A 20667-nucleotide genomic window follows, 5' to 3' on the forward strand; every position below is an offset into this window, starting at 1 on the left:
GACCTTCAGGCCTCGGCGTACCCACCACCTGGTTGCGCCCTCACCTGAAGGAACTCCGTTGGACGTCCCCCTGTACGTGTGGCTCATCACCATCGCCGGCATCCTGGCGCTGCTGGTCTTCGACTTCTTCTCGCACGTGCGCACCCCGCACGTGCCGCACATCCGCGAGTCGGCCTTCTGGTCGGTCTTCTACATCGGCCTGGCGATCCTGTTCGGCATCGGCATCTGGGTCTTCGGCGGCGGCCAGGCCGGCGGCGAGTACTTCGCCGGGTGGCTCACCGAGAAGGCGCTGTCGGTCGACAACCTCTTCGTCTTCCTCATCATCATGTCGAGCTTCGCGGTGCCGAAGGAGTTCCAGCAGAAGGTCCTGCTGGTCGGCGTCGCGATCGCCCTCGTCGCCCGCGGCGTGTTCATCGCCCTCGGCGTCACGATCATCGACAACTTCTCGTGGGTGTTCTACCTGTTCGGCGCGCTGCTGTTCTGGCTCGCGTGGTCGCAGGCCCGCAGCGGCAACGAGCACGGCGCGGAAGAGGGCGACTCGCGGCTCATCCGCATCCTCCGCCGCATCATCCCGACCTCGGAGGACTACGACGGCGACCGCCTCACCACGAAGGTCGACGGCAAGCGCCTCTTCACGCCGATGCTGCTCGTGATGGTCGCGATCGGCCTGACGGACGTGCTCTTCGCGCTGGACTCGATCCCCGCGATCTTCGGGCTGACGCAGGACGCCTTCATCGTCTTCACCGCCAACGCGTTCTCGCTCCTCGGGCTGCGCCAGCTGTACTTCCTCATCGCGGGTCTGCTCGAGCGCCTGATCTACCTCGGTCAGGGCCTCGCCGTCATCCTCGCGTTCATCGGCGTGAAGCTGGTCTTCCACGCCATGCACGTCAACGAGCTGCCGTTCATCAACGGCGGCGAGCACATCGAGTGGGCGCCGGAGATCCCGATCTGGTTCTCGCTCGGCTTCATCGCGCTGACCATCGCGGTCGCGACCGTCGCGTCGCTGGTGGTCTCGAAGAAGCGCCAGGAGCGCGGGCTCACCCCGACCGGTGAGCGGAAGCAGGCCGTCGAGGCCGACGCGAAGTAGTCGCGACCACGCCGGCGGACGGGAGGCGCGGTGCCAGCTGGCACCGCGCCTCCCGTCCGTCCCCCGGTCGCGCGCGTCCCGGGAGAGCGACAGTGCACCGGCACGGGTCGCGGACCGCACCGCGAAAGCGACAGGGTGCCGCGGTGTTGCCGCGCCACCCTGTCGCTTTCGCGAGCTGGCCGCGGCCGGGCGGCGCGCTACGCGACCGCGTCGCGCTGCTGCACCCGCTGCCCCACCACCGCGGAGACCCCGTCCTGCCGCATCGAGACGCCGTACAACGCGTCGGCGATCTCCATGGTGCGCTTCTGGTGCGTGATGACGATGAGCTGCGACGAGGCCCGCAGTCGCTCGAAGACGGTGAGCAGGCGTCCGAGGTTGGCGTCGTCGAGTGCCGCCTCGACCTCGTCCATGATGTAGAACGGCGACGGCCGGGCGGTGAAGATCGCGACGAGGAGCGCCACGGCGGCCAGGGACCGTTCTCCGCCGGACAGCAGCGTCAGCCGATCGATCTTCTTCCCCGCCGGCTTCACCTGCACCTCGATGCCGGTGTGCAGCAGGTCGTCCGGGTCCGTCAGCGTGATCGACCCCGAGCCGCCCGGGAACAGGATCGGGAAGATGACGTCGAACGCCTCCTTCGTGTCCGAGAACGCGGCGTCGAAGATCGTCTGCATCTTCGTGTCGAGCTCGTCGATGATGGTCATGAGGTCGGTGCGCGTCTTCTGCAGGTCGTCGAGCTGCTCCGCGAGGAACGCGTGCCGCTGCTCGAGCGCCTGGAACTCCTCGAGTGCGAGCGGGTTGACCTTGCCGAGCCGTCCGAGGTCCCGCTCGGCCGCCGCGAGGCGCTGCTCCTGCTCCGCACGGACGTAGGGCACGGTCTCGACGTCGGCGAGGTCGACCTCGTCCGTGGCGTCGAACTCGGGCAACGCGGGACCCCCGGGCAGCGTGGACTCCGCCGCGACCAGCCCGAGGTCGGCGTCGACGTCGGCCGCGTCGTCGTCGCCGGCTGCCGCCGCCTCGGCGGCCGCTCGGGCACGCTCGGCTTCGCGGTGCTTCCTGGCGAGCACACGCGGGTCGACCAGGACGTCGACGGGCACCGGCACGTCCGGGCCGTACTCCTCGACCAGGACGGCCTCGCCGAGCCCGAGTTCGCTCTGCGCGCGGTCGAGCACGCCGGACACGTGGAGCTTCTTCTCGTAGATCTCCATCTCGAGCGAGTGGACGCCGTCGGTGATGGTCTGCAGGCGTTCCCGGAGTTCGCGCTCCTCGTCCCGGATCGTCTGCAGCTCGGTGTTGCGCTTCGACCGCTCGGACTCCTCCGTCGCCAGCTGCACCCGCGCCTCGGCCAGCGACCGGTCGACGGCGGCGAGCAGCCCGGGCAGGTCCGCGAGGACGCCCTCCGCGACCGCGATCTGCCCGCGGCGGATGACCGCGAGTCGCGCGGCCTCCTCGGCGGCGGCACGCTCGGCCTCGAGCTGTCGCTCCAGCTGGACGGCGCGGTGCCGCTCCGACCGCACACGCTCGCGGACGGTCTCGACCTGGATCCGCTGCTCGATCTCCGCCGCCCGTGCGGCGTCGAGGGCGTCCTGCAACCCAGGGCGACCCGACGCGTCGACCACGGGACGCGGACGCTCGGTGAACTCCCGGTGGGCGCGCTCGGCGTCCCCGAGCCGCGCCTCCGCCGTCTCGACGGCGCCGTCGGTCTCGGCGAGGGCCGCGCGCAGCCGCTCGACCTCGGCAGCCGCGTTCTCCGCCTTCGCGCGGGTGGACGCACTGGAGCGGTCGTACTCCGCCTTCGCCCGTGCGTACGCGCGGGAGGCCGCATCGGCCTCGTCCGCCCGTCGACGCGCGTCCTCGACGGCGGAGCGGGCGGCCTGGAGGCTCGTGGCTGCGTCCTCGGCGTCGCTCGCGACGGCGTCACGGCGGGTCACGGCCTCGTCGCGTTCCGCGACGAGCTCGATCCGGGACGTCACCCGCTCACCGCCGCCCGTCACGCGGACGGCGCGGACCAGGTCGCCGGACCGCGTCACGACGGTGGCGTGCGGGACGGCGGTGAGCACCGCCTCCAGGTCGACGTCCTCGGTCTCGGCGACGAGCGTGTTGCGCAGGATCGCGGCGATCGCCGGCGGTCCCTGGACGAGGTCGAGCGCCCGACGCACACCGGCGGGGAGCCGCTCCGGCAGGTCGGACGCGACGCCCGTCGCGTCGGCGACGACCACGTCGATCCGGCCGATGTCCGCGGCGCGAGCGTGCAAGACGGCGTCGAGCGCGACCGCGCGGTCGTCGGCGAGGACCGCGTCGGCGAGGCCGTCCAGGGCGATCGCGACGGCGCCCTCGAAGCCCGGTGCCACCGTCAGTGCGTCGGCGAGCCGACCGACGATGCCGGCGCGTCCCGCGTCGATGAGCGCCTGGGACCCGTCGCGGACGTCGATCGACATGCCGAGGGCCGCGACGCGCGCGTCCAGGGCGTCCCGTTCGCGCTCGAGGGCGTGCAGGCGGTCGCGCAGGGCGTCCCGGTCGGCCTGCGCCGCCTCCTGCCGTTCGCGAGCGGCGTCGAGCGCGGTGGTCAGTGCGGCCTCGTCGACACCCTCCGAGGGGTCCGTGCCGAGCTCGGCGAGGGCCGCTGCCGCCCGTTCGGCGCGCTCCTGGGCCTCGGACAGTGCCCGCTCCCGGCGTTCGCGGTCCGACACAGCCGAACCGCGCTGCGAGCGCGCGACGTCGACCGTGGAGGCGAGGCGCTGCGCCTCGAGGTCGTGCTGCGCGACGAGGGCGGCCTGGGCGGCGATCTGCTCGTCGAGCGCGTCGAGGGCCGCACGCGCCTCCTCGACGACGCGGCCAGCGCGCGCGGTGTCGCCGGTCATCGCGGCCGCGCGGGCCTCGAGCCGGTCGGCCTCGTCACGGACGCCCTGCACCCGCTCCGGTGTGATCGTCGGTCCCTGCTGCGGGGCGTCCGCCTGCTGGGCGAGGAACATCAACCGCTGGTTCGCCAGGCTCGACAGCCCACGCAGCCGTTCCTGGACGCTCTCCAGCCGGTGGACGACCGTCCGGGCGCGGTCGACCGCGTCGCCCACCATGCTCTGCTCGACGTGCTGCTGGCGGGTCCGGGTCTGCTCCAGACGCTCCTGCAGGACGATGCGCTCGGACTTCCGGCCGGCCTCGACCTCCTGGTGCTCGTGCAGCTCGCGGCGGAGACGGACCACGTCGTCGGCGAGGATGCGGGCCTTCGCGTCCCGGGCGACCGCGGCGACCGACTGCGCCTTGCGGGCGACCTCGGCCTGGCGCCCGAGCGGCTTCAGCTGCCGTCGGATCTCCCCGGCCAGGTCGGACAACCGGGTGAGGTTCGTCTGCATCGCCTCGAGCTTGCGGAGGGTCTTCTCCTTGCGGCGACGGTGCTTGAGGATGCCGGCGGCCTCCTCGATGAAGCCGCGGCGGTCCTCCGGCGTCGCGTGCAGCACCTTGTCGAGTTGTCCCTGGCCGACGATGACGTGCATCTCGCGGCCCAGGCCGGTGTCGCTCAGGAGCTCCTGGACGTCGAGGAGCCGGCAGTTCTCGCCGTTGATCGCGTACTCGCTGCCGCCGTTGCGGAACAGCGTGCGCGAGATCGTCACCTCGGAGTACTCGATCGGCAGGAGACCGTCGGTGTTGTCGATGGTGAGGAGCACCTGGGCGCGGCCGAGCGGCCCGCGGGTGGACGTGCCGGCGAAGATGACGTCCTCCATCTTCCCGCCGCGGAGGGTCTTCGCGCCCTGCTCCCCCATCACCCAGGCGAGGGCGTCGACGACGTTCGACTTCCCCGAGCCGTTCGGTCCGACGATGCAGGTGACCCCGGGCTCGAACGCGAACGTCGTCGGCTGCGCGAAGGACTTGAACCCCTTGATGGTCAGGCTCTTCAAGTACATGCGGTCTCCGGGTGTGCTGGCGGCGGTGCTCGCTCGGCGTCAGGCTAACGCGTGCGGACGCGGGGACGCGGTTGGCACACGGGGCAACGGTGGCTCGACCGGTTCATGAAGGCCTCGCGCACGATGGTCGTGCCGCAGCGGGGGCACGGCCTGCCCTGTTGCCCGTAGACGGCGAGGCGCTGCGAGAAGTACCCGGACTGCCCGTTCACGTTGACGTACTGGGCGTCGAAGCTCGTGCCACCGTCCTCGAGCGCGCGTCGGAGGACGCTCCGGACCTCGGCGAGCAGGCCGCGCAGGTCGGCCCGGGTCAGTCGCTCCGCGGAGCGGTCGTAGTGGAGCTTCGCGGCCCACAGCGACTCGTCGGCGTAGATGTTCCCGATGCCGCTCACGACGCCCTGGTCGAGCAGGACCCGCTTGATGCCGCTGGACCGCTTCCGGGCCATCGCGACGAACCGGTCGTCGTCGAACGCGGGGTCGAGCGGGTCCCGTGCGATGTGGGACACCTGCCGCGGGATGCTCCGACGCCACACCGCGTCCGGTTCGGCCTCGTCCACGTGCCCGGCGGAGCCGGCGGGAGCGCCGTCGACCGTCGGCACCATGGTGTCGATCGCCATCGAGCCGAAGGTGCGCTGGTCGACGAACTCCAGCTCGACCGGCGGTTCCGGTGCGCCGTCGCGGTCAGTGCCCGCGGGTTGGACGTCGAGCAGGATCCGGCGGTGCCGCGCGGCCTTGCGACCACGGCCGAGCAGGATCTGCCCGCTCATGCCGAGGTGGGCGACGAGCGCCTCCGGCTGGTCGCCGTCCCGGCGCGGGAGGAGCGGCATCCACAGGAACTTGCCGCGGCGGACGGCGGCGGCGATCGTACGGCCGGTGAGCCGCTCGGCGAAGTCCTCGGCGGGTCCGTCGTGCCGGGTCAGCGCCCGGTCGTCGACGACGTCGACGTGCAGGACGCGTGCGCCGCTGACGGCCGGTTCGAGGCCGGCGCGGACCACCTCGACCTCGGGGAGTTCGGGCACGCGGTCAGGCCGCCCGGCCGGAGAGCCGTGTCCAGGCCTGGAGCGCGGCGGCCATCTCGGCGGTCTTCTTGCTCGACCCGGTGCCGGTCGAGACGTCCTCGCCCTGCAGCACCACGGTCGCGTGGAAGGTCTTGTCGTGGTCCGGGCCGGCCTCGGTCACGCGGTACGACGGGTTGCCGAGCGCCAGGCTCGAGGCGAGTTCCTGCAGGCTCGTCTTCGGGTCCATCGCGGCGCCGAACCGGTCGGGGTCGATCAGCAGCGGCTCGACGAGCCGGAGGACGAGCGCGGTCGCCGGGTCTGGACCCGCCGACAGGTAGGCAGCGCCGATGACGGCCTCGACGGTGTCCGCCAGGATGGAGGACTTGTCGCGGCCCCCGGTCTGCTCCTCGCCCTTGCCGAGGCGCAGGTACGCGCCGAGCCCGATCATGCGGGCGATCTCGGCGAGGGCCACCGTGGACACCAGGCTCGCCCGCCGCTTGGCGAGGTCGCCCTCGTCGAGGTCGGGGAAGGACCGGTAGAGCTTCACGGTCACGGCCTGGCCGAGGATCGAGTCCCCGAGGAACTCGAGGCGCTCGTTGTGCCCGATCCCGCCGTGCTCGTACGCGTACGAGCGGTGGGTCAGGGCGAGCTGCAGGAGCTCGAGGTCGATGTCGGCCCCGAGGATGTCGCGCAGACGAACGACGTCCGGCCCCACGGGGCGGGACCCCGTGGCGCCGGACGTCGCGGTCATGCGTGCGGTCCGATCAGACGTCGGCGACCTTGCGGCCCTTGTACTCCATGTACAGGGGCGTGCCGGCGGAGTCCTCGACGACCTTCGCGCGGTGCGGGAGGCTGTAGGTGACCTTGCCACCCTCGATCGTCTTCACGAGCTGGACCGGCGCGGCCTTCCACTGCGAACGACGGGCGTGCGTGTTGGCACGGGACTGCTTGCGCTTGGGAACGGCCATGGTGGTTCTCTTTCGGTTGGTCGGTGGTCAGTGGCGAGGGACGGCGGTCAGTCGGCCTGGTCGGCTTCGGACCGCTCCTGACCCTCGGTGGTCTGGGACGTGGTCGTGCTGGTTGCGTCGGCGCTGGCTGCCCGGGAGCTGTCGGCGTCGGTCTCGTCGGCGACGGCGAGTCCGCTGAGGGCGGCCCACCGGGGATCGATGACCTCGTGAGCACGGGGCTCACCGATGTCCGCCAGCCGCTCGCCCGTCACCGGGTCGAGGCCTGGGCAGTCCGGCCGGCAGACCGGCTGGAACGGCAGCGCCAGCACCACCGCATCCCGAACGACCTGCTCCGTGTCCACGAGGTCGTCCTGGACGAAGAAGTCGAATTCCTCCGAGGCATCATACGCGAACAGCTCGGCGAAATCGACCTCGACCGGTTCGCTGATCTCGATGAGGCAGCGGGAGCACTCGCCCTCGGCCTCGGCACTCGCGTGGCCCGACACCAGGACGCCCTCGTGCAGCCCCTCGAGCCGGAGGTCGATGTGCATCTGCGCACCGACCTGCACGGCGATGACGCCCGCACCCATCGCGTCGGGCACCTCGATGTCGAGCGAGTGCTCGCGCATCTCGCCCGGCCGGTGCGCGAGGTCGCGCACGCGCAGGGCGTAGGGGCTGTTCACGTGGGAAGACACGATCGACGAGCCTACATCGCTCCGGCCTGCGAGTCGAGGCGGGGACGGGCGTGTCCGGCGTCCGCCCGGTGCCCGTCAGCGCCCGGTGTGCTCGTGGAGCGCCGCCGCCACCACCGCGGGGACGTAGGGGGTGACGTCCCCGCCGAGCGACGCGACCTGCCGGATGAGGGAGCTGGACACGTGTGCCCGGGAGGCCTCGGGGAGCAGGAACACCGTCTCGACGTCGGCGAGGTGCCGGTTCATGATCGCCATCGGGGTCTCGTACGCCACGTCCTCGCCGGACCGCACGCCCTTCACGAGCACCGTCGCCCCGACCTGCCGGCAGTAGTCCACGAGCAGCCCGGAGGTCCACTCCCCCACCCGGACGTTGTCGGACACGCCGGTCTCGACGAGGGACTCCTCGATGAGCCGCACGCGGTCGACGGCCTCGAACATCGCCGGCTTCTTGTCCGGGTTGTGCACGACGAGCACGTGCACCTCGTCGAAGATCCGCGCCGCCCGCCCGATCACGTCCATGTGACCCAGGGTCACGGGATCGAAGGAACCGGGGACCACCGCGATCTGTGCCATGCCCGCGACGATACCGGTCGGGTCGCGGTCAGTTCTTGCCGAGGAACGCCGCGTCCGACTCGTCGAGGCGGCGTGCGAGTGCCTCCCGCAGCGCCGGGTGCCCCGCGAGCTCCGGGTCCGGCTCGAGCACGCGCTCCGCTTCACCCCGCGCGTCGACGATGAGGTCGGCGTGCTCGACGACCCGCAGCAGGTTCAGCGACGAACGGCCGCCGGACTGGCGTTCGCCGAGCACGTCGCCCTCACGCCGGAGCTCGAGGTCGACCCGCGCCAGCTCGAACCCGTCGTCCGACGCCTCGACCGCGTCGACGCGTTCGCGGGCGGTCGTCTCGAGCTCGGCATGCGTCACGAGCAGGCACACGCCGGCGTACTGCCCGCGTCCGATGCGCCCGCGGAGCTGGTGGAGCTGGGAGACCCCGAAGCGGTCGGCGTCCAGCACCGCCATCATCGAGGCGTTCGGCACGTCCACGCCGACCTCGATCACGGTCGTCGCGACCAGGACGTCGACGGCACCGGCGGCGAAGGAGGTCATGACGCGGTCCTTCTCGTCCGAGGTCATGCGTCCGTGCAGCACGGCGATGCTCCGCCCCTCGAGCACGGGCATCGACCGCATGCGCTCCGCCGTCGCCAGCACGGTCGCCGGGGTGCGTCGGACCTCGGCGTCGTCGGCCCCGGGGTCGGTCTCCGGCGCGGGGCCGCCGTCGTCCTCGGTGTGGGCGTCGTCGATCGCCGGGCAGACGACGAACGCCTGCCGGCCGGCGGCGAGTTCCTCGGCCATGCGCGTCCAGATGCGGGACTCCCAGCCCGGGTGCTCGGCGAGTCCGACGGTGAACGTCTCGACGCCGGCGCGGCCGGACGGCAGCCCCGTGATCGTCGACACGTCGAGGTCGCCGAACACCGTCATCGCCACCGTGCGCGGGATCGGCGTCGCGGTGAGCACCAGCACGTGCGGCGGGGTGCTCCCCTTCGTGCGGAGGGCCTCGCGCTGCTCCACGCCGAACCGGTGCTGCTCGTCGACCACCACGAGCCCGAGCTCGGCGAAGTCGACGCGGTCGCCGAGGAGCGCGTGCGTGCCGACCACGAGCCGTGCGCTGCCCGACGCCGCGGCGAGGAGCGCCCGCCGACGTTCGTCCGTCGACTGGGAGCCGGTGAGGATCACCGGACGGAGCTCGGCGGCGAGGTCGGGGCCGAGGAACTTCACGATCGACCGCAGGTGCTGCGCGGCGAGGACCTCGGTCGGAGCGATGAGCGCGGACTGCCCGCCGGACTCGGCGACGGTGAGCATCGCGCGGATGGCGACGAGGGTCTTGCCGGAACCGACCTCGCCCTGCACCAGTCGGTGCATCGGCCAGTCGCCGGCCAGGTCGTGCGCGACCTCGTCACCGACGGCCCGCTGGTCGTCGGTGAGCGTGAACGGCAACGTCGCGTCGAAGCGCTCGAGGATGCCGCCCGGCGAGGCCGTCCGCCGGGTCGCCGCAGTCGCCCGTGCCGCGATCCGCCGCTGGACGAGCGCGGTCTGGAGCACGAACGCCTCGCGGTAGCGCAGGGCGTCCTGCGCACGCTTGAAGTCGGCGACCTTCTCGGGGCGGTGCAGGAGTTCCAGCGCGCGACGGAAGGGGACGAGGTCGAGGCGCGTGCGCGCCCTCGCCGGCACCGGGTCGGGCAGGTCGGGCAGGGTGTCGAGCAGGATGCCGATCGACTTCGCGATCTGCCACGACGACAACGATGCCGTCGCCGGGTAGATCGGGATCGGCTGGCGCGACCAGCGGATCGCCTCTTCGTCCTCGGGGTCGGCGGTCGCGCGCGGGTCGTCGCGGTCGAACAGCTCGTAGTCGGGGTGCGCGAGCTGCCGTGCGCCGCGGTAGTCGCTGACCTTGCCGGCGAAGATGCCGCGGGCACCCGGCACGAGGTCCTTCGTCCGCCAGCCCTGGTTGAAGAACGTGAGGGTCAGCAGTCCCTTGCCGTCGCCGATCTTCGCTTCGAGGATCGACCCGCGACGGGCACGCATCGTGCGTTCGCGGACGTCGACGACCTCGGCGACGATCGTCACCGACTCGCCGATGGCGAGTGAGTCCAGTGCCGTCAGGGCACCGCGCTCGGCGTACCGACGCGGCGCGTGCTCGAGGAACTCGCCGACCGTGCGGTACCCGAAGGCCTTCTCGACCGCGCTCGCGGTCCGCCCGCCGAGGACGTTCGCCAGCCGCGCGTCGAGCGGTGCGGGACCGAGGTCCGGCACCGCCGGCTCGGTCGTCGTCCCGGTTGTCTCCACACGTCAACGGTACCCGGCGGGACCGACGCGCCACGCGCCTCCAGGCCGCCCCGTGGAGAACGTCGTCCGGCCGCTACGGTGGCTGCATGACCCGCATCATCGCCGGTGCCGCCGGCTCCACGACGCTCCGGGTGCCGAAGTCCGGCACCCGACCCACGAGCGACCGCGTGCGCGAGGCCCTGTTCTCGTCGCTCGACGCCCGCGGGCTCGTGCAGGGGACGTCGGTGGCCGACCTCTACGCGGGGACGGGCGCGCTCGGGCTCGAGGCCGCGTCACGCGGCGCGGCGGAGATCGTGCTCGTCGACCGGGCCTCCGCCGCGGCGCAGGCCTGCCGTACGAACGCACGAGCGGTGCAGCAGCGGGTGCCCGGCGTCCGGATCGACGTGCAGCCGCAGCCGGTGCTCGGGTACCTGCGCGGCACGGTGCGGACCTTCGACCTGGTGTTCATCGACCCGCCGTACGACGTCACGGAGCACGAACTGGCCGAGGTGCTCGCGGCGCTGGCGCCGAAGCTCACGGCGGACGCGGTCGTGGTCGTCGAGCGGAGCAAGCGGTCGCCGGAGCCCGAGTGGCCGGCCGGACTCGAGCCCTTCAGCAAGCGGAGCTACGGCGAGACCGTCGCCTGGGAGGCCGTGGTCGCTGCCGCCTGACGGTCGCCCGGACGGCCGTGCGGCGTCAGCCGGCGGTGCCGTCCCAGTCCGCGTAGGGGTCCCAGCCCGTGGTCGGCACCGCGACGCCCCCGCGGACGAGGTCCGCGTCGCCGCGCTCGAGCACCGCGCCGATCCGGCGGAACCCCCCGGGCAGCACCGCGTCGGCCGGGAACGTCGCGAGGAGTCCGTGGTCCTCGCCGCCGTGCAGCGCGACCTCGTCGAGGTCGACCTCGAGCGACAGGGTCACCCGGCTCGCCCGCGCCAGTCGTCCCGCATCGATGGCCAGGCCGTCGGAGAGGTCGAGCATCGCGGTCGCCCCTGAGTCGGCCGCGAGGGGTCCGTCCGCGATCGGCGGGACCGGTCGTCGTTGCCGCTGCACGTCGGGGTCGGCGTCGGCGCCGCTCGCGAGCACCGCAGCGCGCGAGGGCTCGCCGTGGTCGTCGACGCCCTCGCGGAAGAGCCGGGACAGCCCCCGTGCCGCCGGTCCGAGTTCGCCCGACACGGCGAGGACGTCCCCGGCACCGGCACCCGAGCGCAGCACGGGCGGTCGGCCACGGAGGTCGCCGAAGGCCGTCACCGAGACCGTGAAGGTCGCCGAGGTCGACAGGTCGCCGCCGACGACGCCGCAGTCCGGCGCGAGCGCCCCGACGGCGAGCCGGACGCCGTCGGCGAAGGCCTCGAGGACGGCGACGGGGGTGTCCTGCGGTGCGGCGAGGGCGATGACCATGCCGGTCGGCGCCGCGCCCATGGCCGCGACGTCCGAGAGGTTCGTGGTGGCGGCCTTCCACCCGACGTCCTCCGGCGACGACCACGCCCAGCGGAAGTCCGGGCCGTGCACCATCATGTCGGTGGTCACGACGAAGCGGCCGTCGGGCGCCGCGACGACCGCGCAGTCGTCGCCGGGCCCGACGAGCGGCGCCCCGGCCGGCAACCGCTGCACGACGCGGTCCAGCACGACGAGTTCGCCGAGGTCCTCCACGGTCGGTCCGGCCCAGGCGTCGTGCGTCGCGTCCACACGAGAACGGTAGCCTGGACGTCGATGGACACCGTGCGCCGCCCCTTCCGGAAGACCGCGATCGCGGCCGTCGTCCTCGCCCTCGCCGCCGGGCTGACGGGCTGCACGAACGCGGTCGCGATGTCCCCGGCTCCCTCGGCGAACGCCGCCGCCTGCGCCGCCGTGCAGGTGCGTCTGCCGGCCGCGGTCGACACGAAGTACGACCTCCGCACCACGAACGCGCAGTCGACGGCCGCGTGGGGCGACCCCGAGGCGGTGGTCTACCACTGCGGCGTGGCGGTGCCCACGGTCTCCGACCTCCCCTGCTTCGACCAGGGCGGCGTGGACTGGATCCGGGACGACCGCGGGAAGCAGATCGTCTACACGACGTTCGGACGCTCCCCTGCCGTGCAGGTCGTCATCGACGCGACCCGGACGACGTCCCAGGTCGTCCAGGACCTGACCGACGCCGTCTCGACCCTGCCGAAGGACGGGCACCGGTGCCTCGACGCCTCCGAGGTACAGGGCTGACCCGCGGAGCGCGACGACGTCAGCGGACGGCGGCGCGCCCCAACTCGATGAGCTCCGTCACGAGTTCGCCGTAGGACACGCCGGACGCCGCCCAGCAGCGCGGGTACATCGACAGCGGGGTGAACCCCGGCATCGTGTTGACCTCGTTCACGACGAACCCGTCGTCGGTCAGGAAGCAGTCCACCCGGGCCAGACCCGCGCCGCCGATGGCCTCGAAGGCGCGGGCGCCGATCGACCGGATCTCGTCGGTCTGCTGCTCGGTGAGGGGTGCCGGGCAGAGCAGCGACTCGTCCCCGCCGAGGTACTTCGACGCGAAGTCGTAGAAGCCGTCCTCGGACACGACGATCTCGCCCGGCAGGCTCGTGCGCGGGACGCCGTCGCGACCCTCGAGCACGGCGACCTCGACCTCGCGGCCGACCACCCGCGGCTCGACGATGACCTTCGAGTCGTGCTCGAACGCGAGGTCCATGGCGGCACCGAGCTGCGACGGCTCGTCCACCCGCGAGACGCCCATGCTCGAGCCGGCGCGGGCCGGCTTCACGAAGAGCGGCCACCCGTGCGCGGCGATCGCCTCGGCGACGTCCACCGGGTCCGCCGCCCACTCGCGGCGCAGCACGGTCGTCCACGGGGCAACGCGGAGACCGGCGTGCTCGAGCACCGCCTTCGCGACGTGCTTGTCCATCGCGAGCGCGCTGGCGAGGACGCCGTCGCCCACGTACGGCAGCCCGGCGATCTCGAGCAGGCCCTGGATGGTGCCGTCCTCGCCGAACGGGCCGTGCAGGATCGGGAAGACGATGTCGACCGCGATCGTCTCGAGCGCACCGTCCGGGTGCGACACGACGAGCTCGTTGGTCGCCGGCGAGGTCGGGAACGCCACGCGCGTGCCGTTGTCCGGCACCGTCGGCAGTGCGCCGTCACGGATGCTCAGCGCCGCCGGGTCGTCGGGCTGGAGCGTGAAGGCACCGTCCTTCGTGATCCCCACCGCCACGATCCGGTAGACGGAACGGTCGACGACGTCCATGATGCCGCCGGCCGTGACGCAGCTGATCTCGTGTTCGCTGGAACGCCCACCGAACAGGACGGCGACGGTGGTCGTGGAGGGGGTCCCCTCGGCGATCGTGGGCATGGCGGTTCCCTCGGTGGTCGGGACCGGACCGGTCACTCGCCCTGCGGCTCGTCGGTCTCGGTGAGGTGCGGCGCGATGTTGCGCGGATCGAGCCTACCGGCGAGGACCTCGGCGACCTGCCCCACGATGGGCATGTCGACGCCGTTCGCCGCCGCGAGCTCGAGGATCGGCGCCACCGACGCGAGCCCTTCGGCCGTCTGGTTCATCTGCCGGACCACCTCGTCGAAGCGGTACCCCTGGCCGAGCAGTCGGCCGGCCGTGTTGTTCCGCGAGAGGGGCGACTGGCACGTGGCGATGAGGTCCCCGAGCCCGGCCAGGCCGGACAGCGTCGAGGGCTGCGCGCCGAGCGACACCGCGAAGTCGGTCATCTCGGCGAGACCGCGGGTGATGATGGACGCCTTGGTGTTCTCGCCGTACCCGACGCCGTCGACGATGCCGATGGCGACCGCGATGAGGTTCTTCAACACCCCGCCGAACTCGGTCCCGATCACGTCGGTGTTGATGAACGACCGGAAGTAGGGGTTGGTCGCGACCGCGGCGACCGCGCTGGCCGTCTCGGCGGAGGACGACGAGACCACTGCGGCGGTCGGCTGCCGCCGGGCGATCTCGAGCGCGAGGTTCGGGCCGCTCGCCACGGCGATGCGGTCCTGGTCGATGCCGAGGCCCTGCAGCAGCACCTCGCTCATGCGCAGGCCGGTGCCCTTCTCGACGCCCTTCATCAGGCTCACGACCGGCACGTCGGCGGGCAGCAGTCCGCGGATCGCGGCGAGGTTCGAGCGCAGGGTCTGCGACGGCACCGAGACGTACACCTGCGACGCTCCGTCGAGCACACGCTCGAGCGACGTCGACGCGGTGAGCGTCCGCGGGAGGTTGATCCCTGGCAGGTACTCCGAGTTGCGCTTCGTCTCGGTGATCTCGCGGGCCACCTCGGGGCGACGGGCCCACACGACCGTGGTCGCTCCGCCCTCGGCGAGCACCTTCGCGAAGGTGGTCCCCCAGCTGCCGGCGCCGATGACGGCGACCCTCGGCTTGTCCGTCGACTGCATCACGACGCGGATGGCGGCGGTGTCGACGGCACCACGAGCGGCGACGGCGGGGTCCGGGTGGTCCTCGTGCGGGCGGAGGCCCGGTCGGTGGTCACTCAAACTTGCCGGTCTCCTTCTGGTTGTTCGCCGCGGGGTCCCAGCGGGTCGCGGGCGCCTGCTCACCGCGGAGCTCCGCGAGCAACGCGGTGATGTGCCGCATGACGAGGTCGGTCGCCTCGATGAGCATCTGCTGGTCGATCGGCCGGCCGCGGTAGGCGGACAGGTCGACGGGGTCGCCGACGATGACGTCGACGCGGGACGGCGGGAACAGCCGGAGCTTCTTGCCGTAGCGCGCCATGATGTGCTGCGTGCCCCAGTGGGCCATCGGGATGAGCGGCACGTCGTTCTCGAGCGCGATCCGCACCGCTCCGGTCTTGCCGCGCATCGGCCACAGGTCCGGGTCCCGCGTGAGGGTGCCCTCCGGGTAGACGATGATCGCGCCCCCCTGTTCCACGAGGGACCGGCCGCCGCCGAGCGGGTCGCTCAGCCGCGTGCGGCCCGACCGCTCGACCGGGATCTGCCCCATGCCCGACATCAGCTTGCCGAACACGGGGACCCGGAACAGCGACGCCTTCGCGAGGAACCGTGGCGCGCGCTTGCTCAGGTAGACGGCGGTGCCGACGACGAGCGGGTCGATGTTCGTGAAGTGGTTCGGCGCGAGCACGAACGCGCCCTCGGCGGGGACCCGGTTCGGACCGTGCCAGTGGTACCGCGCGGTGAACCGGAACACGGGGATGACGACGGAGGCGGTGATGCGGAACGCGCGGTTCAGCTCGCCGCGCCGCCACCGGCGCCCGGGGACCGGCGTGCCGGTCGCGACCTGCGCGGCGGACGCGCGCCGCGCCTCCAGACCGTCACCGGAACCCGACGGACGCGACGAATCCGAGGACACCCGCCTACCCCGCGAAGTCGAAGTCGGCGCCGAGCTTGCGCAGCTTCGGGATGAAGTGCTCGTAGCCGCGGCTGATGATGCCGACGTTCGTGATGTGCGACTCGCCCTCGGCGGTCAGCGCCGCGATGAGGTGGCTGAAGCCGCCCCGCAGGTCGGGGACCCGGACGTTCGCGGCGTGCAGCTTCGTCGGTCCGGTGATGACCGCGGCCTGCTCGAACGGACGGCGCGCGACGCGACGGTCGTGCCCGGGCAGTCCCTCCTTGTGCACGACGATGTCGGCACCCATCTCGTTGAGGGCGTCCGTGAAGCCGAAGCGGTTCTCGTAGACGGTCTCGTGCACGATGCTCTGGCCGTCGGCCTGGGTCAGCGCGACGACGAGCGGCTGCTGCCAGTCCGTCATGAAGCCGGGGTGCACGTCGGTCTCGACGACGACGGGCTTCAGGGTCTCGAGCTCCCGGTAGAACCGGATGCCGTCCTCCTGGATGTCGAACCCGCCGCCGACCTTGCGGAAGACGTTGAGGAACGTCATGAGCTCCTGCTGCTTCGCGCCCTCGACGAAGATGTCGCCGTTCGTCGCGAGTGCGGCGGAGGCCCAGCTCGCGGCCTCGTTGCGGTCGTTGATGGCGCGGTGGGTGTAGCCGCGGAGCGACTCGACGCCCTCGATGAAGATGACACGGTTCGGCTCGACGGAGACGATCGCGCCCATCTTCTGCAGGATCGCGATGAGGTCCATGATCTCGGGCTCGATCGCGGCGTTCCGGAGCTCGGTGACGCCCTCGGCGAGGGTCGCGGACAGCAGGACCTGCTCGGTCGCGCCGACGCTCGGGTAGGGCAGCTCGATGTACGCGCCCTTGAGGCCGTTCGGCGCCGTCAGGTGGATGCCGCTGACCTGCTTGTCGACGACCGCGCCCATGGCCCGGAGGGCATCGAGGTGGAAGTCGATCGGACGGTCGCCGATGCGGCAGCCGCCGAGGTCGGGGATGAACGCCTCGCCGAGCTTGTGCAGCAGCGGACCGCAGAACAGGATCGGGATGCGACTCGAGCCGGCGTGGGCGTCGATCTCGGCGAAGTGGGCCGACTCGACGTTCGACGGGTCGAGGATGAGCTCGCCTCGTGCAGGATCGGTGATGCGCACGCCGTGCACCTCGAGCAGGCCGCGGACGACCTTGACGTCGGAGATGTCCGGCACGTCCTTGAGGATCGACGGGGTGTCACCCAGCAGCGACGCCACCATGGCCTTCGTCGCGAGGTTCTTCGCCCCGCGGACCTCGATGCGCCCCACGAGCGGCTTGCCCCCGCGGATGACGATCTCGTCCGACTTGAGGCCCACGCGCGCCCCTGCGGCCGCTGCGTCCTGTACGAGAGAGTTCACTACTTCACCGGCAATGTCTTCGGCCGCCATCTGGAGCGGCGGGATTCGAACTCCGTGATCGAGGTCTCGTCACGGAGGGTGAGCCCGATGTCGTCGAGCCCTTCCATCAACCGCCAACGAGTGTAAGCGTCGATCTCGAAGGGGACGTCCACCGCGCCGAGCGACACGCGCTGGGACACGAGGTCCACGGTCGCCGTCACCCCCGGGTTGGCCTCGATCTCGGCCCACAGCCGCTCGACCTCCGGTTCGGTCACGATCGCGGTGACCAGGCCCTGCTTGCCCGCGTTCCCCTTGAAGATGTCCGCGAACCGGGGCGAGACCACGACCGTGAAGCCGAAGTCGCGGAGCGCCCAGACCGCGTGCTCACGGGACGATCCGGTGCCGAAGTCGGGGCCGGCGACGAGCACGCGGGCGCCCTGGTACCGCTCCTGGTTCAGCACGAAGTCGGGGTCCTGCCGCCACCCGGCGAACAGGGCGTCCTCGAAGCCGGTCTTCGTGACGCGCTTGAGGTAGACCGCGGGGATGATCTGGTCGGTGTCGACGTTCGAGCGCTTCAGCGGCGCGGCGAGTCCTGTGACGGTGGTGATCTTGTCCATCAGATGGCCCCTTCGGTGGTCGCGGTCGTTGCGGTGGCGTCGTTCGTGACGGCCGTCAGCGCGTCGTCGGTCTCCAGGTCCCACGGGCTCGACAGCGTCCCGCGCACCGCGGTGGCGGCGGCGACGAGCGGCGACACGAGGTGCGTCCGGCCGCCCTTGCCCTGGCGGCCCTCGAAGTTGCGGTTCGAGGTGCTCGCGCACCGCTCCCCCGGTGCCAGCTGGTCGGGGTTCATGCCCAGGCACATCGAGCAGCCGGCGAACCGCCACTCCGCGCCGAAGTCGGTGAACACCTTGTCCAGTCCTTCGGCCTCGGCCTCGAGCCGCACCCGCGCGGAGCCCGGCACGACCATCACGCGGACGCCGTCGGCCTTCGTCCGGCCCCGGATGACCGATGCGAAGGCCCGGAGGTCCTCGATGCGCGAGTTCGTGCACGAGCCCATGAACACGGCGTCGACGGCGATGTCCTTCATCGGCGTGCCGGCTTCGAGGTCCATGTAGTCGAGCGCCCGCTGCGCCGCGGCCTGGTCGTTCGGGTCGTCGTAGGAGTCGGGCGACGGCACGGACTCGGAGAGCGACACGCCCTGACCGGGGTTGGTGCCCCAGGTGACGAAGGGCTCGAGTTCGTCGGCGTCGATGAAGACCTCGGCGTCGAACACCGCGTCGTCGTCGGTGCCGAGGGTCTCCCAGTACGCGACGGCGTCGTCCCAGTCCTGGCCGGTCGGCGCGTGGTCGCGGCCCTGGACGTAGTCGTAGGTGGTCTGGTCGGGGGCCACCATGCCGGCGCGGGCGCCCGCCTCGATCGACATGTTGCAGATCGTCATGCGGCCCTCCATCGAGAGCGCACGGATCGCGGAGCCGCGGTACTCGAGCACGTAGCCCTGTCCGCCGCCGGTGCCGATCTTCGCGATCACGGCGAGGATGATGTCCTTCGCCGTCACCCCCGGGCGCAGCGTGCCCTCGACCGTGATCGCCATCGTCTTGAAGGGCTTGAGCGGCAGGGTCTGCGTGGCGAGGACGTGCTCGACCTCCGACGTGCCGATGCCGAACGCCATCGCGCCGAAGGCCCCGTGGGTGCTGGTGTGCGAGTCGCCGCAGACCACGGTGATGCCGGGCATGGTCAGGCCGAGCTGCGGACCGACCACGTGGACGATGCCCTGCTCCTTGTCGCCCAGGGAATGCAGTCGGACGCCGAACTCCTCGCAGTTGCGGCGCAGCGTCTCGATCTGGATCCGGCTCGTCGGGTCCGCGATGGGGCGGTCGATCGCGAGCGTCGGGGTGTTGTGGTCCTCGGTCGCGATCGTCAGGTCGAGGCGGCGGACCGGTCGGCCGGCCTGGCGCAGGCCGTCGAACGCCTGCGGACTCGTCACCTCGTGCACGAGGTGGAGGTCGATGTAGAGGAGGTCCGGGTTCCCGTCCTCGCCCTTGACCACGACGTGGTCGTCCCACACCTTCTCGGCGAGCGTCTTTCCCATCGGCTCGGCCCTTCTTCGTCGACGTTGCGGTACCGCTCTCGCGGCTCGGTCCGGCGAGTCTAGCAGGTTGGTATACCAACGCACGTCGGGGCGGACGGGAGGCACGGTGCGGGCCCGTCACGCGCCTCCCGTCCGGCCCGTGGGCGCGTCGGGACCGTCGGTGGCGGTGGGAAGATGGACGCGACATGACGACACCTGTGCACTCGACCCGGACCACCAACCTCGAGGGCGCAGCACGCGCCGCGATCGCCGGCGGCGCCCCGCTGGCGCTGCTCATCGCCCTCGGGATGCCGGAGTACGCGGCGTTCGCGATGTTCGCCGGGTTCACCGCGATCTTCGGCGCGACCGAGCCCTACCGGCAGCGTGCCGTCACCACCGGGGTCGCCGGCGCACTGCAGGCGCTGTGCATGGCCGCCGGGGTCGGCGTCGCCCTGCTCGGGTCGCCGCTCTGGCTGCAGGCGGTCGGCCTCGTGGTCGTGCTCGTCGTGGCGGTGGGCACCCTCAGCGCGTTGCAGACCATCCCCGCGCAGCCGATCTTCCCGGTGTTCGCGTTCCTCGTCTCGTCCCTCGTGCCCCTGCGCCCCGCGGACGTCCCGCTCGTCGCGACGATCATCGTCTGCTCGGTCGCATGGGCGTGGCTCGTGGCGATGTCCGGGGCCGTGCTGCGACGAGTCCTGCACCCGCGTGCACCGCACCGCTTCCGGCCGCTCGCCCAGCACAAGCACCGCTCCCTGACGATCCTCCGTACGGCCGCGCTGTGGGAGACCGTGGCGCTCAACCTCGTGGGGTCGCTCGTCGCCGGAGCGGTCGCGTCGACGATCCCGTGGCTCGGACACCCGTACTGGGCCGTGATCGCCGTCGTGTCGACGCTGCCGGCACTGCGCCAGCGCCACACCGTCGTCCGGGCGTTCCAGCGGTTCATCGGCACCATCGGCGGGACGATCGTCGCCGTCGGCATCCTGCTCCTCGAGCCGTCCGCGTGGTGGATCGTCGTCATCGCCGTGATCGGCCAGTTCTTCGCGGAGATCTTCGTCGCCCGGCACTACGCCGTGACGCTCCTGTTCCTCACGCCCCTCGCGCTCGCGGTGTCGTGGCTGAGCCTGCCGGAGGCGCCGGAGCTCCTCGCGCTCGACCGGATCGCGCAGACGACGCTCGGCGCGCTGGTGAGCGTCGGGCTGCTCGTGGTCGGTCGAGCGATCGAGCGTCGACGCGGCCGGGCGCTCGGCGCGACGACCGGCATCCGCACGGTCTGACGCCGGCGGTCCCGCGCGGTGGCGCGCGCTCCCCGTGCCCGTGCCCCGTACCCGTGCGCTGCGCGTGCGCTGCCCGTGCGCTGCCCCGTACCGGTACCCGCGCCCGTGCCCGTGCCCTGATCTGTACTGCCACAACCGCCCGTGCGCTGCCCCGTACCGCCAGAGCGACAGATTCCCGCGGATCGTCGGCGGGGATCTGTCGCTCTGGCGGGACTTTCCGACCGTGGCGGCGGAGGCCTG

Annotated in this window: 18 protein-coding genes; 4 read left to right on the forward strand and 14 right to left on the reverse strand. The window is 72.0% G+C overall.

The window, feature by feature from the left end; genetic code table 11:
* Nucleotides 1-58: 58 nt before the first annotated feature.
* Nucleotides 59-1087 carry a TerC family protein gene (locus tag AAEP86_RS14595; RefSeq protein WP_420368030.1) on the forward strand — a complete coding sequence of 343 codons (1029 nt, stop codon included), beginning with the start codon at nt 59-61 and terminating at the stop codon, nt 1085-1087.
* Between the two features lie 197 nt (nt 1088-1284).
* Here the strand turns inward: AAEP86_RS14595 and AAEP86_RS14600 are convergent, their stop codons facing one another.
* From AAEP86_RS14600 to AAEP86_RS14630, 7 genes are all read right to left on the reverse strand, one after another.
* Nucleotides 1285-4983: an AAA family ATPase gene (locus AAEP86_RS14600; protein WP_420368031.1), complete on the reverse strand. Its 3699-nt coding sequence runs from the start codon at nt 4981-4983 to the stop codon at nt 1285-1287.
* 44 nt (nt 4984-5027) lie between these two features.
* Nucleotides 5028-5999, reverse strand: a complete 972-nt coding sequence (gene mutM, locus AAEP86_RS14605) for a bifunctional DNA-formamidopyrimidine glycosylase/DNA-(apurinic or apyrimidinic site) lyase (RefSeq protein ID WP_420368032.1) — start codon at nt 5997-5999, stop codon at nt 5028-5030.
* A gap of 4 nt (nt 6000-6003) precedes the next feature.
* Complete coding sequence (rnc, locus tag AAEP86_RS14610; RefSeq protein WP_420368033.1) at nt 6004-6729, reverse strand: ribonuclease III; 726 nt, start codon at nt 6727-6729, stop codon at nt 6004-6006.
* Nucleotides 6730-6742: 13 nt separating this feature from the next.
* A complete protein-coding gene (gene rpmF / locus AAEP86_RS14615) occupies nt 6743-6946 on the reverse strand; it encodes a 50S ribosomal protein L32 (RefSeq protein WP_071292475.1) in 204 nt (67 codons plus the stop codon).
* Between the two features lie 47 nt (nt 6947-6993).
* The gene (locus AAEP86_RS14620; protein ID WP_420370500.1) at nt 6994-7608 is read right to left on the reverse strand and encodes a YceD family protein; all 615 of its coding nucleotides are present in this window, start codon (nt 7606-7608) and stop codon (nt 6994-6996) included.
* Between the two features lie 87 nt (nt 7609-7695).
* The gene (coaD, locus tag AAEP86_RS14625) at nt 7696-8190 is read right to left on the reverse strand and encodes a pantetheine-phosphate adenylyltransferase (RefSeq protein WP_420368034.1); all 495 of its coding nucleotides are present in this window, start codon (nt 8188-8190) and stop codon (nt 7696-7698) included.
* 28 nt (nt 8191-8218) lie between these two features.
* Nucleotides 8219-10423, reverse strand: a complete 2205-nt coding sequence (locus AAEP86_RS14630; protein ID WP_420370501.1) for an ATP-dependent DNA helicase RecG — start codon at nt 10421-10423, stop codon at nt 8219-8221.
* A gap of 119 nt (nt 10424-10542) precedes the next feature.
* Between AAEP86_RS14630 and AAEP86_RS14635 the strand changes: the two genes are divergently transcribed.
* On the forward strand, nt 10543-11106 hold the full coding sequence (locus tag AAEP86_RS14635) for an RsmD family RNA methyltransferase (RefSeq protein WP_420368035.1): 564 nt from the start codon (nt 10543-10545) through the stop codon (nt 11104-11106).
* A 25-nt stretch (nt 11107-11131) separates the two neighbouring features.
* Here the strand turns inward: AAEP86_RS14635 and thiL are convergent, their stop codons facing one another.
* The gene (thiL, locus tag AAEP86_RS14640; RefSeq protein ID WP_420368036.1) at nt 11132-12121 is read right to left on the reverse strand and encodes a thiamine-phosphate kinase; all 990 of its coding nucleotides are present in this window, start codon (nt 12119-12121) and stop codon (nt 11132-11134) included.
* A 24-nt stretch (nt 12122-12145) separates the two neighbouring features.
* Here thiL and AAEP86_RS14645 point away from each other — a divergent pair, with 24 nt between their 5' ends.
* Complete coding sequence (locus AAEP86_RS14645) at nt 12146-12631, forward strand: DUF3515 family protein (RefSeq protein WP_420368037.1); 486 nt, start codon at nt 12146-12148, stop codon at nt 12629-12631.
* A gap of 19 nt (nt 12632-12650) precedes the next feature.
* Here the strand turns inward: AAEP86_RS14645 and AAEP86_RS14650 are convergent, their stop codons facing one another.
* The 6 genes from AAEP86_RS14650 to leuC form a co-directional block, all read right to left on the reverse strand.
* A complete protein-coding gene (locus AAEP86_RS14650) occupies nt 12651-13757 on the reverse strand; it encodes a D-alanine--D-alanine ligase family protein (protein WP_420368038.1) in 1107 nt (368 codons plus the stop codon).
* A gap of 32 nt (nt 13758-13789) precedes the next feature.
* Nucleotides 13790-14803 (reverse strand): NAD(P)H-dependent glycerol-3-phosphate dehydrogenase, encoded by a 1014-nt coding sequence (locus tag AAEP86_RS14655; RefSeq protein WP_420370502.1) that lies wholly within the window; start codon nt 14801-14803, stop codon nt 13790-13792.
* A 91-nt stretch (nt 14804-14894) separates the two neighbouring features.
* A complete protein-coding gene (locus tag AAEP86_RS14660; protein WP_420368039.1) occupies nt 14895-15734 on the reverse strand; it encodes a lysophospholipid acyltransferase family protein in 840 nt (279 codons plus the stop codon).
* A gap of 4 nt (nt 15735-15738) precedes the next feature.
* A complete protein-coding gene (murA, locus tag AAEP86_RS14665; RefSeq protein ID WP_420368040.1) occupies nt 15739-17106 on the reverse strand; it encodes a UDP-N-acetylglucosamine 1-carboxyvinyltransferase in 1368 nt (455 codons plus the stop codon).
* Nucleotides 17106-17702, reverse strand: coding sequence for a 3-isopropylmalate dehydratase small subunit (gene leuD, locus AAEP86_RS14670; protein WP_420368041.1), 597 nt, complete (start codon nt 17700-17702; stop codon nt 17106-17108). Before leuD ends, murA begins: the two co-directional genes overlap by 1 nt.
* Nucleotides 17702-19174 (reverse strand): 3-isopropylmalate dehydratase large subunit, encoded by a 1473-nt coding sequence (leuC, locus tag AAEP86_RS14675; protein ID WP_420368042.1) that lies wholly within the window; start codon nt 19172-19174, stop codon nt 17702-17704. Before leuC ends, leuD begins: the two co-directional genes overlap by 1 nt.
* Before the next feature lie 185 nt (nt 19175-19359).
* Here leuC and AAEP86_RS14680 point away from each other — a divergent pair, with 185 nt between their 5' ends.
* Nucleotides 19360-20427, forward strand: coding sequence for an FUSC family protein (locus AAEP86_RS14680; protein ID WP_420368043.1), 1068 nt, complete (start codon nt 19360-19362; stop codon nt 20425-20427).
* The last annotated feature ends 240 nt before the right edge of the window (nt 20428-20667 follow it).

This window comes from Curtobacterium sp. L1-20 (assembly GCF_048755855.1).
Taxonomy (GTDB): Bacteria; Actinomycetota; Actinomycetes; order Actinomycetales; family Microbacteriaceae; genus Curtobacterium.

Excerpts from the sequence above, each read along its gene's own strand:
- AAEP86_RS14600 (WP_420368031.1), bottom strand. The coding sequence starts at position 4,983 with ATGTACTTGAAGAGCCTGACCATCAAGGGGTTCAAGTCCTTCGCGCAG.
- rnc (WP_420368033.1), bottom strand. The coding sequence starts at position 6,729 with ATGACCGCGACGTCCGGCGCCACGGGGTCCCGCCCCGTGGGGCCGGAC.
- rpmF (WP_071292475.1), bottom strand. The coding sequence starts at position 6,946 with ATGGCCGTTCCCAAGCGCAAGCAGTCCCGTGCCAACACGCACGCCCGT.
- coaD (WP_420368034.1), bottom strand. The coding sequence starts at position 8,190 with ATGGCACAGATCGCGGTGGTCCCCGGTTCCTTCGATCCCGTGACCCTG.
- AAEP86_RS14635 (WP_420368035.1), top strand. The coding sequence starts at position 10,543 with ATGACCCGCATCATCGCCGGTGCCGCCGGCTCCACGACGCTCCGGGTG.
- AAEP86_RS14645 (WP_420368037.1), top strand. The coding sequence starts at position 12,146 with ATGGACACCGTGCGCCGCCCCTTCCGGAAGACCGCGATCGCGGCCGTC.
- AAEP86_RS14650 (WP_420368038.1), bottom strand. The coding sequence starts at position 13,757 with ATGCCCACGATCGCCGAGGGGACCCCCTCCACGACCACCGTCGCCGTC.
- AAEP86_RS14655 (WP_420370502.1), bottom strand. The coding sequence starts at position 14,803 with ATGCAGTCGACGGACAAGCCGAGGGTCGCCGTCATCGGCGCCGGCAGC.
- leuD (WP_420368041.1), bottom strand. The coding sequence starts at position 17,702 with ATGGACAAGATCACCACCGTCACAGGACTCGCCGCGCCGCTGAAGCGC.
- leuC (WP_420368042.1), bottom strand. The coding sequence starts at position 19,174 with ATGGGAAAGACGCTCGCCGAGAAGGTGTGGGACGACCACGTCGTGGTC.
- AAEP86_RS14680 (WP_420368043.1), top strand. The coding sequence starts at position 19,360 with ATGACGACACCTGTGCACTCGACCCGGACCACCAACCTCGAGGGCGCA.